The sequence below is a fragment of the Glaciimonas sp. Gout2 genome, from assembly GCF_035018905.1.
In the GTDB taxonomy this organism is placed as follows: domain Bacteria; phylum Pseudomonadota; class Gammaproteobacteria; order Burkholderiales; family Burkholderiaceae_D; genus Glaciimonas.
The window spans coordinates 89,433-103,630 of sequence record NZ_JASJXA010000001.1 but is presented as its reverse complement, the minus strand read 5'-3'; the positions used below and the strand labels follow the sequence as shown (position 1 = coordinate 103,630).

The following is a 14,198-nucleotide window of genomic DNA, read 5'->3' as shown; positions in this document are numbered from 1 at the left end:
TACTACAAAGCAATATAGCTCGGCCCAAAAACTTTGTTCCTCCGTTTGCAGCTTATTAGGTTGCTGCGAACATGCAAACGGTACATCATAAAAAACAGTTCGCAAAGCGGTTTTATGCGTTTTTTTTGAATCCCTCACACTTCCCATATGACCAAACAACACGTCCTCGATAAGGTAGATCGCAAGTTACTCAACTTGTTGCAGCGCGACAATCAAATTCCTACTCGTACCCTCGCCGAGAAGGCCCATATTTCACAACCAACCTGTCTGCGCCGCATCCGCGATTTGCGTGAGGCTGGTGTGATTAACGCTGATGTGGCGTTGGTCGATCCGTTTGCGCTCGGGTATGGCATGCTCGCATTTCTCGAAATTTCTCTTACCAATCAATCAGATGAACATATGCAGGAATTCGAACTGCGTATGAACAAAGAGGTTGAGGTAATGCAGTGTTATTTTGTTTCTGGCGACTATGATTATTTTTTGGTAGCCCATGTTATAGACATGGATGCTTATTATCAATTCGTCAGACGGGTTATTTCAGGTTCTGGCAATGTTCGTCACTTTCAATCTCGTTTTCCTATGAAGCGTGCAAAATTTGTCACTCGGATTGCCTTTGATGAGAAGGCCGCGACAATTCAGGTTCGCGCGCCAAAATAGGCTGACGCCCTGAAATGATGCGCAATAGCGGCAGAACAGGTGCATTAATCCCTTTTTTACTTGCTCGCACGACTCATTACGCAATATCTGGGCCAGGCTGTTTAAAACAAAAAAAGCCCAATCCTGACAGTGGGGATTGGGCTTTTAAGTGGCACTCAAATACGTTGTGGCATTGAATGGTCATCAGATTCTCGGTGAGCTCGGAACTCGCTCGACCTAAATCGAACTAGTTCGAACCAAGTATTAAATACTGAATTTATTACTCCGACAAGCGCTGGTGCAAGGCGCGGCGCGTGACGCAAGTGCACTGGCCTTGCTATTCCGTTCAACTCATCTGAGTCCGATTTTTTATCGCTTTAGTTCAGACCGGAACTTCACGCGGTTGCAGTGCCTTTTGTGGAGCGCGACGCGGCATGCCGGTAAATGCAAAATCAATTTCAGGCTGGCGACCGGACATGATTTCTGCAATTGCGCGACCTGACCCGCAGCCCATGGTCCAGCCGAGTGTGCCGTGACCGGTGTTGAGGAAGAGATTGCTGATTTTGCTCTTGCCAATATACGGCACGTTAGACGGCGTTAATGGTCGCAATCCGGTCCAGTACGTTGGATTGTCGTAGTCGCAGGCGTCTGGAAATAATTCACGGGTACGACGTGTAATGGCTTCGCAACGGGTGGTATTAAGTTCACGCGTGTAGCCGTTTAGTTCGCACGTTCCTGCGACGCGCAAGCGATCGCCCAAGCGCGATATTACTAGCTTGTAACCGTCATCGGTCAATGACACGCTAGGCGCGGCGGCAGGATTGGTGATCTTATAGGTGGCGGAATAGCCCTTGCCCGGATAAATCATCAAATTAATACCAAGCGGTTTCAGCAATTGCTCGGAGAAACTGCCCATTGCGACCACAAATGCGTCAGCGTGCAAAACTTGATGTTTTCCTTCTGCGTTAATGATTTCGACGCCGGTAATTTTTGCGTTAGCGCCGTGGCCTTCGCTGATCAAACGCGTAACTGTGGTGTTGAATTGAAATTTGACGCCAGCTTCTTGTGCTTTGTCAGCGAGTCCGGTAGTGAACTTATAGACGTCACCGGATTCATCATTGTCGGTGAAGTCGCCACCCACAATTTTATCGCGTATGCGGGATAACGACGGCTCTATCCTGACGACCTCGTCGGCGCTGATGGAGTTGCGTGGGCAACCCAGATCGCGCATCAATTTGGCCGCTGCCAGTGAGTCGTCGAATTCTTTTTGTTCTGTGTAGAAATGCAGAATGCCGCGTACCAAATGATCGTATTCGATACCTGTTTCAGCACGGACCGACAGCAGCGTTTGACGACTGTATTCGCAGATAGCGACGATTTGGCGAATGTTGGCGGCGGTGCGTGATGGTGTGCATTCGCGTAAAAAATTCAACGCCCATTTCCATTGCAGCCATTCAGGACGAAAGCGATACAGCAACGGTGCATCTTCCTTGCCCAACCATTTCAGCACCTTCAGCGGCGCTTGCGGATTTGCCCATGGCTCGGCATGCGAGACTGAAATTTGGCAACCGTTCGCAAAACTGGTTTCTTGTGCTGCGCCTGCCTGACGGTCAATGACAGTGACGTCATTGCCTTCTTTGTTTAGGAACCATGCTGACGAAGTACCAATGATGCCGGCGCCCAATACAATCACTTTCATGCGAAATCTCCGAATTGTCTTAACTAAGTGCCAGTATTGTAAGAAATTCTTGATTGTTTAGGTAATTCAATTTGATGGTCATTTTTTTTCTATTTATTCATTAGAGGCTAATTTTTGATTAATAATCAAAAAATAATTATTCTAATTTTGTTTTTCGCAATTTAACTAATTCCAGCGTCACTGCACTTGAAATGACCTCATTTAAGGTCTGATGCAAGCCTGCTTTGATTTGATCAGCCATTGCCTTAACAGCCGATTGCAACACCTCTGCCAAACTATCCCGCACGCGTTGTTCGATGACAAAATCTATACGGTCTTGTAGTTGCCATAATATTTTTTCGTGCAATTCATGCTTAAGCGTTTCCCAGTCGCGCTCGGTTAATGTCATCGCTGCGTGGGTTGCGGGGTGGATAAACTGATCATCTTGCACGCTCGACTGAGATGCTTGGATATGGTCCGTGGCGTTAGTGAACCAGGTATCTTCAATCGCGTCATCCTCCGCCGTTTCAATGATTTCAGTCAACAATGGAATACCTGCATCCAGCGCGTTATTTTTCATAGAATCTCCTCATATATCGGCGGATGCCTGTTTTTGCGTGTGCACCTACGCGTTTGCGGCGATAGAGTGGCTAAGTTGGTAGCCACGTTGCTGATAAAAGCGATAGCGCTCGCGACTATTATTCTTGTCGGTCTCGTTGAGAGTGACGATTTCAAACATGCGTTCAAACCGCGCAAAATGAGAAGGTGTATTGCCGGATAAATTAATCAGTACCTGATGATGCGGCAGCACGATGGTTTCATCGTCGGTCAAAATGACTGGCGTTTGTTGGGCAAGCGGATCATTGGCGACAACATGCGGTACAAAATCGTGCTCGGAAAAGGTCCACAGCGTCCGATCCATAGTAGCGAGGTCTTCGGCGTTACTTGTTAATATTACAATTTGACATTGCGCCATCCGCGCTTTGCGGACGAGTCGACACGTATAGAGAAATTTGTCGGGAATATTAGTGTGAAAATCGATTTGCGTCATGGTCTGTGCCGAAGGGCGTGCTAATTGCGGCTTAAAATCTGAATCCAGGCGGCGTATTGCCTGTCGCGGGACGCGGCGTACCTTGTTTGCTATTGTCAGTTGAATCGTCTATCGCGGGACTCGCCGTACTCGTGTTTACCGTTGGCGCGGCGGCAGTCGCTTGTCCATTTTGATATGTTTTTGGCAAACGATTGTTTTGCGGGTAACCGGCAGCGCTAAGTGCCGCATTCCAGGAAGTCGCTTCAAAGCCACTTTCTTTATTGCGTCCGATCACCATGAATGGCAATTGACTCTCTCCGGCAACTTCCTTTAAGCGCGCAATGTCATTGTTGGTACTAATCGTTTTTTCGCGGAACGGAATACCCCGATTACGTAGTAATTTTCGTCCATCGTCGCATGGAATGCATTTGCTGGAAGTATATAAAGTGACCGGACTATTTTTTTTAGCTTGCGCCAATTCATACGGTAGGTCGCTATTATCAATGTCGCTTTCGCTGTTTTTGGAGAGCGATTTTGAATCAACGATTTTGCCTGAATTAGGGGGAATATCGCTGTAAGTAACGCGACCGTCTGCGCCGATGGATTTGTAGAGTTGGGCTTGCGCAACAGATGTCGCTAACAGGCAAACTGCGAGGCCTGCGGTTGAAAATAATGATGCCACCAGTTTCATCTAATTTCCTAAAATGAAGAATTGCCACCTTGGTTGTCCAAGGACAAGCGGTTGCAATTCGTTTGAGTCCGTATTGTATGCCGGGTAACGCCGCGGGTGCGATGACTTCTGCGCACTAGTCGCCCTTTGCCCATTATGCCAATAGCTTCTACAAAGAAAAAATAAGAAAAACCGGCGAATGACTATGGACCTGATGATGCCATTGATCGGAATGGCCGTGGAGGCGCTTTGGCACATTCCACGGCAGACCTGCTTATTACTTGCTTATTACTTGCTTATGATTTGCTTATGATTTGTTTTTTATTACCTGTTTCGATTGGTTACGCTGCCATTCCGCTATGCCGTAATAAAGCATCAATATTTGGTTCACGGCCACGGAAGGCTTTGAATGATTCCAAAGCAGGGCGAGAGCCACCTACCGCCAAAATCTCACGTTGAAATTTACTGCCAGTTTCTGCTGATATCACATTACCACCGTTAGCGATTTCTTCGAACGCGCTATAAGCGTCTGCGGATAATACTTCAGCCCACTTGTAGCTGTAATATCCGGCCGCGTAACCGCCAGCAAAAATATGCGAGAACGCGTGTTGAAAACGATTAAACGCTGGCGGACTGAGAACGGCAATCTGCTCGCGAACTTGGTTGATCAGTTCTTGCACCGTTTGAGTGCCAGACGGATCGTATTTGTCGTGCAGATGCATATCCAGCAGCGAGAACTCAACTTGACGCAAGGTTTGTAGCCCTGACTGGAAATTTTTGGCGGCGGTCATTTTGTCAAACAGCGCGCGCGGCAATGGCTGACCATTCGTAGCTTCGGCGGTCATGTCTTGCAGAACGTCCCATTCCCAGCAGAAATTTTCCATAAATTGAGAGGGTAATTCAACCGCGTCCCATTCCACGCCGGAGATACCGGAGACGCTAATTTCATCCACTTGCGTCAGCATGTGGTGCAAACCGTGACCAAATTCGTGGAATAAGGTGATGACTTCATCATGCGTAAACAGCGCTGGCTTGGTGATCCCATCGACCACCGCAGGTGCGGAGAAATTGCACGTCAAATAGGCAATCGGCGTCTGAATGCCTTCCCCGTCGTTCAATTTGCGCCGCGCACGTGCGTCGTCCATCCATGCGCCGCCACGTTTGCCAGTGCGCGCATAGAGATCAAGATAGAACTGTCCGAGTATCTTGCCTTCTTTTTCGATCTTGAAAAACTTTACATCAGGATGCCAGACCGGTGCTTTATCCAGACTGATTTCGACCGAGAATAATTTTTGTACCAGTGCAAATAAACCTTGCACGACTTTTGTTTCAGGGAAATATTGTTTTACTTCCTGCTCTGAAAAGGCATAGCGTTGCTCACGCAATTTTTCCGATGCGTAGGTGCTGTCCCAAGCTTCCAGCGGCGTAATACCTAACTCGGTTTTTGCAAATTCACGCAATTCAGCTAGGTCTTTTTCTGCGAACGGACGCGCACGCTGGCCGAGATCTTCCAGGAAGGCGATCACCTCTTCAGGGGTTTGTGCCATTTTTGTCACCAGCGACAATTCGGCATAATTCTTCAAACCTAATAGTGCGGCTTCTTCGTTGCGGAGCTTTAGAATGCTGACGATATTTTGGGTGTTATCCCATTCCGGTTTGCCGCTGAGCTCGGACGCTTTGGTAGCATTTGCGCGATAGATTCTTTCACGCAGGACGCGGCTATCAGCATATTGCAATATCGGGAAATAAGACGGAAAGTGGAGCGTAAATTTATAGCCTTCCTTGCTATCCTTTTGGGCCGCCGCAAGGGCCGCTTGCTTGACATCGTCCGGCAAACCAGCCAGTTCGGCTTCATCCAATACAAACAGCGCGTAATCATTGGTGGCGTCGAGTACGTTTTCTGAAAACCGGGTGGTTAATGCACCGTGTTTTTCTTGAATGTCAGCAAAACGTGCTTTCTCTGCGTCTGGCAATTCAGCACCACCAAGACGGAAATCGCGCACCGCATTTTTAATGATTTTTTGACGTGCCGCCGATAAGGTCGAAAAGTCGGCGCTGGTTTCCAGCGCTTTGTATTTGTCGAATAACGCCAGATTCTGTGACAACGAGGTCGAAAATTCTATCAGTTTCGGCTGATTTTCGTTATACGCCGCACGCAGTTCGGGACTGTCCATGACCGCATTCAAATGCCCAACAATGCCCCACGCGCGCCCCAGATTTTCGGTGGCGTTTTCTAGCGGCGTGACAAAGGTTTCCCATTTAACCGACGCTTGCGGCGCTTCCAGTTGCGTGACGACAATACTGGCCTGTTCGAGCAAATAGGCGATGGCAGGCGTTACGTGTTCCGCCTTGATGGTATCAAAATGTGCCAGACCAGAAAAATCCAGAAGCGGATTGTTTTGTGGTGTCGCTGTCGTTGTGTCGCTTACTATTGCGGACGTGGATGTCATAAATTAGTTTCTTTCTGCGGCTTCAATCGTATTGACCAGCAACATGGTGATGGTCATCGGCCCGACGCCGCCTGGCACCGGGGTGATATAACCCGCAACTTCTCTGACATTGGCAAAGTCGACATCGCCGCACAATTTGCCATTGTCATCACGATTCATGCCGACGTCGATCACGACAGCACCCGGTTTGACCATGTCGGCGGTGACGATATTGCGTTTGCCGGTAGCAACGACAAGAATATCAGCCTGACGCGTATGGTGACCAAGATCGCGGGTCTTTGAGTTGCAGATGGTGACGGTCGCACCCGCTTGCAAGAGCAGCATGGATTGTGGTTTACCGACAATATTTGACGCGCCTACGATGACCGCATGCGCACCACGCACCGGATAATCGATCGATTCCAGCATTTTCATGACACCGTAGGGCGTGCACGGGCGGAATAATGGCTTTCCTGTCATCAACAATCCAGCATTGCTGACGTGAAAACCGTCGACGTCTTTTTCTGCGGCGATGGCTTCAATCACTTTATTAGCGTCAATATGCGCAGGTAAAGGCAACTGAACAAGGATGCCGTTGATTTTTGGATCGTGGTTTAGAGCGTCGATCCGTGCCAGTAAGTCAGCTTCGCTCAGATCGGCGTCATATTTTTCTAATACCGAATAAAGACCGTTGTCTTCACAGGCTTTGACCTTATTGCGGACGTATACTTGTGAAGCCTGACTCTCACCAACCAGAATGACTGCTAGTCCTGGTTGTTTGCCAAGCGCCGTCAGCGCGGCGGCGCGAGTGGCAACCTCGGCGCGTAATTGTTTTGAAAGGAGGGTTCCGTCAATGAGTTGAGCTGGCATAGTGGGGCGGTGTAAAAGCAAATTAAAACGAGATTATAAAGGTTCGCGTGCCATACAGAGATTGGTCCGTGACTTTGCTGCCATATAGTTTCAGTATATATATGTCTCAAATCGACAATTTTCATCTTGGCAGCGCAAAGTTGTTTAATTTTATCCGGGACAAACGCTTTACGATCTAGTGTCCATGGTTGATTGAGCAAGTAAGCGGCCTTTAGCGCATCCGACGCACTTTTTGATTTTCGGCTATTCTCGCGTATTAGGACGCTACTGAACCTAAGAGTAGTCGGCTGCAAAATGATTTGGACGGCCCATGTTTCTTCAGTTTCTTGACCAATAGCTAGCTATTGGCGCTTCGAATCTGAAAAAATCTGTTCTCGCCTAGTTCATTTGTCGCTTTAACCTCGTAATTCCCATAGCATCCTGGAGACTTTTGGGTCTGATTCAGCACTTTAATGAATCACCCGATAACAATCGCCGCAAATAAAAAAATAGACGGTAAAGCACAATTAAAAGGATAGTGAATTGACAAATTATTACACCCGCCGTCTGGCTTTACTCGGACAAGAACAGCATCGCGCTTTGCTTGGCAAAGGGTTGCGCGGGATAGAACGTGAAACATTGCGTGTCAATCCAGACGGAAAGTTGGCGCTGACGCCACATCCGCGCGCCTTGGGTTCAGCCTTAACGCAGCCCCAGATTACGACCGATTATTCGGAATCGTTATTGGAGTTCATCACGCCACCGGAGAACGATGTTGCGGTCGTGATGACCGAGCTAGAGGCTATTCATCGCTTTGCGTATTCGCAATTAGGCGATGAAATGCTATGGAGTGATTCCATGCCATGCGAGTTGCCCGATGAGGAGCAGATTCCTATCGCCTGGTATGGTACGTCGCATATTGGCATGCTAAAGCACGTGTATCGACGCGGCCTTGCGCTGCGGTATGGCAAGCGCATGCAGTGCATTGCAGGGATTCATTACAACTACTCGTTAGCGGATGAAATCTGGGCGGTGTTGCAACTTGAAGCCGGGCAGCCAACCTGCACGACAAAATCATTTCAGTCCGATGGTTATATTGCGTTGATACGCAATTTCCGGCGGTATAGCTGGCTATTAATGTATTTGTTTGGGGCCTCGCCAGCGCTGTCCAAGAATTTTTTGGCCGGTCAGGAACACAAGCTTGAAACGCTTGATGAAGATACGTTGTATCTGCCGTACGCAACCAGCTTGCGTATGAGCGATCTGGGTTACCAAAGCAAGGCGCAGGAGAATTTAACGCCGCATTACAACAATCTTGATAGCTATATTAAAAGTCTGTCGCAGGCAGTCAGTCAATCGTATCCCCCTTATGCCGCCATTGGCACGCATCGTGATGGTGAATGGATACAGATTAATACCAACATACTGCAGATCGAAAACGAGTATTACTCCACAATTCGCCCTAAGCGTGTAATTAACAGCGGCGAGCGGCCAATTCAGGCTTTATCGGCACGCGGGGTTCAGTACATCGAAGTGCGTTGTATGGACATCGATCCGTTTGAGCCAACTGGAATCAGCCTTGAAACAGGTCGTTTTCTAGATGCTTTCCTACTTTTTTGTGCGCTCGATGATAGCCCGTGCACGAGTGACGAAGAAAGTGTTGAAAACGTCGAGAATTTCTCTAAAGTGGTGAAAGAAGGACGTCGGCCGGGTTTGGCGTTACAACACAATGGCGCTTCCGTAACGTTGCAAGCATGGGGTTTGGCGTTGCTGGAAAAAATTTCAGCGGCCGCAACCTTATTGGATGCGCAGCGTGACGATCACCAACACAGTGATGCTCTGGAAAAGCAGCGTCGCAAATTGCACGATCCTGAACTGACTCCTTCTGCGCAGGTGTTGGCGGCACTGACGGAGCATAACGAAACCTTTGCTGAATTTGCGTTGCGTCAGAGCAATGTCCATGCCGCCCAATTTCGCGCTTATCCGCCAAGTGCAGAAGAGCACGCTTATTTTGCGGCCATGGCAGTAAAATCATTGGAAGAGCAAGATCAGATAGAGCGCACTCAAACCGGCGATTTCGATACCTTTGTGGCGGCGTATCGCGCTAGTACACTTGGCAATATGAGTGTCTAAATCCTGAGAGTGGCAGCAATTGATCGGCAGGTGGGAATAACGGGAAAATTCCTGTAATTCTTGGCCTGTGACTGTTGCTGTCATTTTTTTGCTGAACGCTGTGACACAATTAGACGTGTACCAACATGGTGGCAATTATATTAAATTGCTTGCAATTTAATTTTGCGCTGTGTATTATCTCAGTTATGGAAACGCACATTGAGAATGACATCAGTTACAAAGCAGACACAGAAAAAGATGTAAAGCATCTTGGATCTGAAACTTTGTTACTAGATAATCAATTGTGTTTCGCGCTATATTCCGCGTCGCTAACGATGACGAAGATTTACAAGCCGCTATTACAGTCATTAGGTGTTACTTACCCGCAGTATTTGGTCATGTTGACATTGTGGGAGCGCGACGAGATCACTGTATCGGAAGTCGGCGAGCGTTTGTATCTGGATTCTGGAACGTTGACGCCTTTGTTAAAAAGGCTTGAACTCAGTGGTTTGGTCAGGCGTCAGCGCTCAGTAAAAGATGAGCGGCAAGTGATTGTTAGTCTAACTGATCAAGGAAACGCTCTGCGGCAAGACGCCCGATTGATTCCGCAGCAAGTGAGTTGCTCTGCGCAATGTTCATTAGATGAGCTGCGCGCTCTGACAGGACAATTGCAGAGATTGCGCGCGGCGATGGCAAATAATGTTTAGGTGACCCTGACGTCGGCGTAATTTAGTGGGCGCCTTTATTCCGGATCGCAATGTGACGTGAGCTGAGCATGCGTTTTTTATTTAAAAGATAGTATGCAATAGATTGCGCACAATTTTATTGTGTAAATGATATGCCTGGTTTATAGTTGATGTAGAAGTACTTTTTAGATGCACGTTCTAAGAGAAGCTCTCACAGTATTGGTTTTTGTTATTTCATATAATTGATCTATTTTTATCCGACTTTTCAGTAGGGCCGACTGATTAGTTTTAACGGATTGTTTAAGCGGCCATTTCATTCAATTTGAAAAAAAGGAATCACCATGTCAGTCGAAAAAATTCTATTTACAGCCTCAGCCACAGCAACTGGCGGTCGTGATGGTCGTGCTACGACATCCGATGGCATTCTGGACGTAAAATTGACAACACCGAAAGAACTCGGCGGCGCAGGCGCGGCTGGTAGCAATCCAGAGCAATTGTTCGCAGCCGGCTATTCAGCTTGCTTTATTGGCGCGATGAAATTTGTTGCATCACAAGACAAAATCACATTGCCAGCAGACACATCAATCACCGGCTTGGTCGGCATTGGTCAAATCCCAGGTGGATTCGGTATCGAAGTCGAACTAAAAATCTCGATCCCGGGCATGGACAAAGCAGAAGCGAAAACATTGGTCGATAAGGCACATCACGTTTGCCCATATTCGAACGCAACACGCGGTAACGTTGACGTTACGCTGACACTGGTTTAATCGCATAGCGATAACCATTGCAATGACTTGTTGATCGCACCTTGCGATTAGCAGGAAGATCGGCAAGAAAGTAAAAAAGCGCATTACGTTCACCGTCATGCGCTTTTTTATTTTGCAGCAGATTGCCTCGTTATTAAAAAAACAGAATGTGCTCCGTTCAATGCCGGTAACTATTATCAATCCGGTCAAGCTTGCGCATAAGCGCCTCAAACTCAACCCCGCCTTCGCCTTGCGGATGCAAACTCTGAAAACTATCCAGATCTGCTCCCGATTGTGCGGCTAGCGTGATTGGCATGATATTGAGCTTGCCAGCGGCGGCGGCGTCAATTTGAACCTGACAGGCGCGTTCGAGTCGATACAAACGCAGGAACGTTTCGGGAACCGTACTACCCACAACCAGCAATCCATGATTCTTCAAAATCAGCGCTTTGGCGTTACCAAGTGACTTGACGATACGCTCACGCTCATCGAGCCGCAGCGCTGCGCCTTCATACTCATGATAAGCAAGTCGGTTATGGAACGCGGTAGAAAACATCGAAATCGGTTGGAGACCTTCTTCCAATGCTGCAACCGCCATTCCAGCGCGGGTGTGCGTATGCATGACGACGTGGTTATCTGAAGAGTGCACCATATGCACCGCGGAGTGGATAATAAAACCAGCGTAATTGACGGTGTGCCGCCGCCCCGCAATCACGTTACCATCCAGATCAATTTTGACCAGATTGGATGCCGTGATCTCGTCATAATTTAGCCCATAAGGGTTAATCAAAAAATGATTCTCGGCACCGGGAACGCGCGCCGTCAAATGACCGTAAATCATTTCAGACCAGCCATAAAATTCAACTAGTCGATAGGCCGCCGCCAGTTGCACACGCAGATTCCACTCTGCATCCGAGATATCCTGGGCATGCTGAAGCTGGATCGAATCAGGGTTTGTTGTCATCGTTCACCTCGTGATGTGTTGAGCCTTCGCTTGTTATCGAAGAACCGATTTTATAAGCTGTCAACATCTGAGTCGGAAAACACTGCGTTGGAACTGGCAGTATTTAGGTCCGATTGCGAAGCAAACTTACCGCAGCGTTCGGACGGATTATCAATGTCTCCAGATAGTTATCATGCCGAGGCAGGCAGCAAGGCAAAGTTTGCCTAACGCAATTCACGACAACGGCGCAGTTTTCCTACCTTTGGTCAGGTTATGCGCACAAGTACTCTTCGTTACTCTTGAGTTATATCGTATACCTCTTGGAATGAATAATCTAGGAGCGTGATATATTTTTTGCGTAAACTTTGGTTAGGCGCTGAGCAAACTGTTGGCATTCAACTATTTACTCAGTCGTTATTCGACACTTGAAACTCAGGTTCCAACGTCATTTATCCGTGTTGTCGATGCAATGTTTTTTGAAGCAGGATCAATGCCATTGTTAATTTTATGGTCGGCATAGATCCTGCTAAATATTATTCGTTGGCGCCACGTAAGTGATTTTTGCGTGCTCTTTATTTACTGATCAGGTACGTTTTCAGGTCAAAAGAAGTGTCATTCCCGGATCACCTTTTTCCATCGCACGCTGATAGCCTGTGCGTTGGCCGATCCGGCCAAGGTATGCCAGAATGTGCGGGTATGCGGTAAGCTCGAATGGCAAAAAGTAACGCATTGTCGTGAGCGAAAAGATGATCATGATATCCGCCGCCGTGAATTCGCGACCGGCTAGATAATCCACGTTCCCCAAGCGTGCTTCAACCAAGGCAAGCGCGCGATCCAGGCGCTCTTTTGTTCCTACCAAAGTCGGATTATCAGATGCTAAATTGAGTCGACGCAGCATCATATTTCGGCCCATGTGCGACTGAAGATTGGCGTTGGCAAAATGTAGCCAATAGAGATATTGCGCATAATCCGGATGCGTCGGGGCAAGGGCAAGGCGACCATCGCCATATTTACCAATGATGTATTCAATGATCGCCCCCGACTCGCCGAGAACCACTTCGCCGTCAGTAATAACGGGCGCGGTACCTAACGGATGAAGCGCTTTAAGTTCCGGCGGTGAGAGCATCGTAACCGTATCGCGCTCGTAACGCTTGATGATGTAAGGAAGGTCAAGTTCCTCGCAAAGCCAGATAATGCGTTCCGACTGTGATTTTCCGAGATGGTGAATAGTGAGCATTTTTTTGATCCTCGTTTAAAGTCCTGAGTGTACTAGTTTCTCGAAGATCGCAACGGTTGGTCGATTTTTTGTCGTTATTTTCTCTGTCGTTGCTGTCGTTGTTAATGTCGATCAAAGCCGGATTTACGCTTAGACTTTAAGCCCTATTTGTTGATAGCTGGAATTGGTTCTGCTCCGGCGACCGCCAGTCGCTTCCACATTTCTGTAGCGGCAACCGATAAGCTACGGTGCCTTCGTTTGACCATATAAATTGGTCGAAATGCTTTGCGATCACTCACCAGAACCGTTGCCAATCCCGGCTGACGGCATAGTTGCACGGCGAACTGCGGCACGATGCTGATGCCAAAGCCATTGACGACCAAACCGGCAAGCGTACTAAAGTGTGACACTTCCAGGCCGCTATCGTGAATCCCTGCGGCGCTCAGCATTGGTTGGGTCTGTTGCCAAACGCTGCCGGTACGCACTGTTTGAATAAACTCCTGATTGCGTAGTTCTTTTAGCTTGACCTCTTTTAGGTTTACCCATGGATCTTCCGTCCGGCAGACAAGGTACATGCGCTCGTTAAATAGCAAATGAGATTCAAATTCAAGTTGATTTCCCTGTTGCGCATTCAAGCCGAAATCGACGTCACCATGCGCGATCAAATTCAGGCAACGATCGGACACCACATCATCGAGCCGCAACGCGATGCCCGGATATGCCTGACGGAACAGGGCCATTTGTTCGGGTAGCCAGGACGCCGCCATCGACGGTGGGGCAGCAATGGTAACGCGGCCCATGGTGAATTGCGCACGATCCCGCAACTCGGTCAGGGAGGAATTTATCTCAGCAGCAATACGGTGTGCGCCCTGAGAAAAAATTTCACCTTCTGGCGTCAGTGCGACGTTGCGCGTATCGCGGTCAAAGAGGCGTGCGCCGACTTGCGCTTCAAGTCGCGTGATCATCTGGCTGAATGCCGATGGCGAAACGTAACAACGCTCGGCCGCAATAGCAAACCGTTTAGTTTCTTCCAGCGCTAAAAAAGCATCAATTAACCGGCCCGATAGATTCATTAGCAAACCTGCATAATTGTTCAGATAAATTCAGTTTACATGGATAAGGCGCGAGAACACAATCAAAATAGTGGTGACGCTACCTGGACCAAATTGTGAACAACGCGATTGTGCAAAGCAGCAAATGCAA

13 protein-coding genes are annotated in these 14,198 nt (G+C 48.1%); 4 read left to right on the top strand and 9 right to left on the bottom strand.

Features of this window, described 5'->3' with window-relative positions:
- Window positions 1-147 precede the first annotated feature (147 nt).
- Window positions 148-657, top strand: a complete 510-nt coding sequence (locus tag QN379_RS00450) for an Lrp/AsnC family transcriptional regulator (protein ID WP_322236000.1) — start codon at window positions 148-150, stop codon at window positions 655-657.
- A gap of 361 nt (window positions 658-1,018) precedes the next feature.
- On the opposite strand, the gene QN379_RS00445 is transcribed toward QN379_RS00450, so the two are convergent.
- The 6 genes from QN379_RS00445 to folD form a co-directional block, all read right to left on the bottom strand.
- On the bottom strand, window positions 1,019-2,335 hold the full coding sequence (locus QN379_RS00445) for a D-amino acid dehydrogenase (protein ID WP_322236003.1): 1,317 nt from the start codon (window positions 2,333-2,335) through the stop codon (window positions 1,019-1,021).
- Between the two features lie 136 nt (window positions 2,336-2,471).
- Window positions 2,472-2,894 carry a hypothetical protein gene (locus QN379_RS00440; protein WP_322236005.1) on the bottom strand — a complete coding sequence of 141 codons (423 nt, stop codon included), beginning with the start codon at window positions 2,892-2,894 and terminating at the stop codon, window positions 2,472-2,474.
- 45 nt (window positions 2,895-2,939) lie between these two features.
- Window positions 2,940-3,365 carry a DNA polymerase III subunit chi gene (locus tag QN379_RS00435; RefSeq protein WP_322236007.1) on the bottom strand — a complete coding sequence of 142 codons (426 nt, stop codon included), beginning with the start codon at window positions 3,363-3,365 and terminating at the stop codon, window positions 2,940-2,942.
- A gap of 31 nt (window positions 3,366-3,396) precedes the next feature.
- Window positions 3,397-4,035, bottom strand: coding sequence for a glutaredoxin family protein (locus tag QN379_RS00430; protein WP_322236008.1), 639 nt, complete (start codon window positions 4,033-4,035; stop codon window positions 3,397-3,399).
- A gap of 320 nt (window positions 4,036-4,355) precedes the next feature.
- The gene (locus QN379_RS00425; RefSeq protein WP_322236010.1) at window positions 4,356-6,464 is read right to left on the bottom strand and encodes a M3 family metallopeptidase; all 2,109 of its coding nucleotides are present in this window, start codon (window positions 6,462-6,464) and stop codon (window positions 4,356-4,358) included.
- A 3-nt stretch (window positions 6,465-6,467) separates the two neighbouring features.
- The gene (folD, locus tag QN379_RS00420; protein WP_322236011.1) at window positions 6,468-7,313 is read right to left on the bottom strand and encodes a bifunctional methylenetetrahydrofolate dehydrogenase/methenyltetrahydrofolate cyclohydrolase FolD; all 846 of its coding nucleotides are present in this window, start codon (window positions 7,311-7,313) and stop codon (window positions 6,468-6,470) included.
- 522 nt (window positions 7,314-7,835) lie between these two features.
- Here folD and gshA point away from each other — a divergent pair.
- From gshA to QN379_RS00405, 3 genes are all read left to right on the top strand, one after another.
- Complete coding sequence (gshA, locus tag QN379_RS00415) at window positions 7,836-9,425, top strand: glutamate--cysteine ligase (protein WP_323505727.1); 1,590 nt, start codon at window positions 7,836-7,838, stop codon at window positions 9,423-9,425.
- A gap of 185 nt (window positions 9,426-9,610) precedes the next feature.
- Window positions 9,611-10,111: a MarR family winged helix-turn-helix transcriptional regulator gene (locus QN379_RS00410; RefSeq protein WP_416348505.1), complete on the top strand. Its 501-nt coding sequence runs from the start codon at window positions 9,611-9,613 to the stop codon at window positions 10,109-10,111.
- A gap of 320 nt (window positions 10,112-10,431) precedes the next feature.
- Entirely contained in the window at window positions 10,432-10,857 is a 426-nt protein-coding gene (locus tag QN379_RS00405) for an organic hydroperoxide resistance protein (protein WP_322236015.1), read from the top strand.
- Window positions 10,858-11,014: 157 nt separating this feature from the next.
- Here QN379_RS00405 and QN379_RS00400 read toward each other — a convergent pair whose 3' ends face one another.
- From QN379_RS00400 to QN379_RS00390, 3 genes are all read right to left on the bottom strand, one after another.
- Entirely contained in the window at window positions 11,015-11,800 is a 786-nt protein-coding gene (locus QN379_RS00400) for a class II aldolase/adducin family protein (RefSeq protein ID WP_322236017.1), read from the bottom strand.
- A 574-nt stretch (window positions 11,801-12,374) separates the two neighbouring features.
- The gene (locus QN379_RS00395; RefSeq protein WP_322236018.1) at window positions 12,375-13,016 is read right to left on the bottom strand and encodes a glutathione S-transferase family protein; all 642 of its coding nucleotides are present in this window, start codon (window positions 13,014-13,016) and stop codon (window positions 12,375-12,377) included.
- 143 nt (window positions 13,017-13,159) lie between these two features.
- Entirely contained in the window at window positions 13,160-14,068 is a 909-nt protein-coding gene (locus QN379_RS00390) for a LysR family transcriptional regulator (protein WP_323505726.1), read from the bottom strand.
- Window positions 14,069-14,198: the final 130 nt, after the last annotated feature.

What these genes read in the sequence shown, in the direction of transcription:
- QN379_RS00450 (WP_322236000.1), top strand. Translation starts at nt 148, where the DNA reads ATGACCAAACAACACGTCCTCGATAAGGTAGATCGCAAGTTACTCAAC.
- QN379_RS00445 (WP_322236003.1), bottom strand. Translation starts at nt 2,335, where the DNA reads ATGAAAGTGATTGTATTGGGCGCCGGCATCATTGGTACTTCGTCAGCA.
- QN379_RS00440 (WP_322236005.1), bottom strand. Translation starts at nt 2,894, where the DNA reads ATGAAAAATAACGCGCTGGATGCAGGTATTCCATTGTTGACTGAAATC.
- QN379_RS00435 (WP_322236007.1), bottom strand. Translation starts at nt 3,365, where the DNA reads ATGACGCAAATCGATTTTCACACTAATATTCCCGACAAATTTCTCTAT.
- QN379_RS00430 (WP_322236008.1), bottom strand. Translation starts at nt 4,035, where the DNA reads ATGAAACTGGTGGCATCATTATTTTCAACCGCAGGCCTCGCAGTTTGC.
- QN379_RS00425 (WP_322236010.1), bottom strand. Translation starts at nt 6,464, where the DNA reads ATGACATCCACGTCCGCAATAGTAAGCGACACAACGACAGCGACACCA.
- folD (WP_322236011.1), bottom strand. Translation starts at nt 7,313, where the DNA reads ATGCCAGCTCAACTCATTGACGGAACCCTCCTTTCAAAACAATTACGC.
- QN379_RS00410 (WP_416348505.1), top strand. Translation starts at nt 9,611, where the DNA reads ATGGAAACGCACATTGAGAATGACATCAGTTACAAAGCAGACACAGAA.
- QN379_RS00405 (WP_322236015.1), top strand. Translation starts at nt 10,432, where the DNA reads ATGTCAGTCGAAAAAATTCTATTTACAGCCTCAGCCACAGCAACTGGC.
- QN379_RS00400 (WP_322236017.1), bottom strand. Translation starts at nt 11,800, where the DNA reads ATGACAACAAACCCTGATTCGATCCAGCTTCAGCATGCCCAGGATATC.
- QN379_RS00395 (WP_322236018.1), bottom strand. Translation starts at nt 13,016, where the DNA reads ATGCTCACTATTCACCATCTCGGAAAATCACAGTCGGAACGCATTATC.
- QN379_RS00390 (WP_323505726.1), bottom strand. Translation starts at nt 14,068, where the DNA reads ATGAATCTATCGGGCCGGTTAATTGATGCTTTTTTAGCGCTGGAAGAA.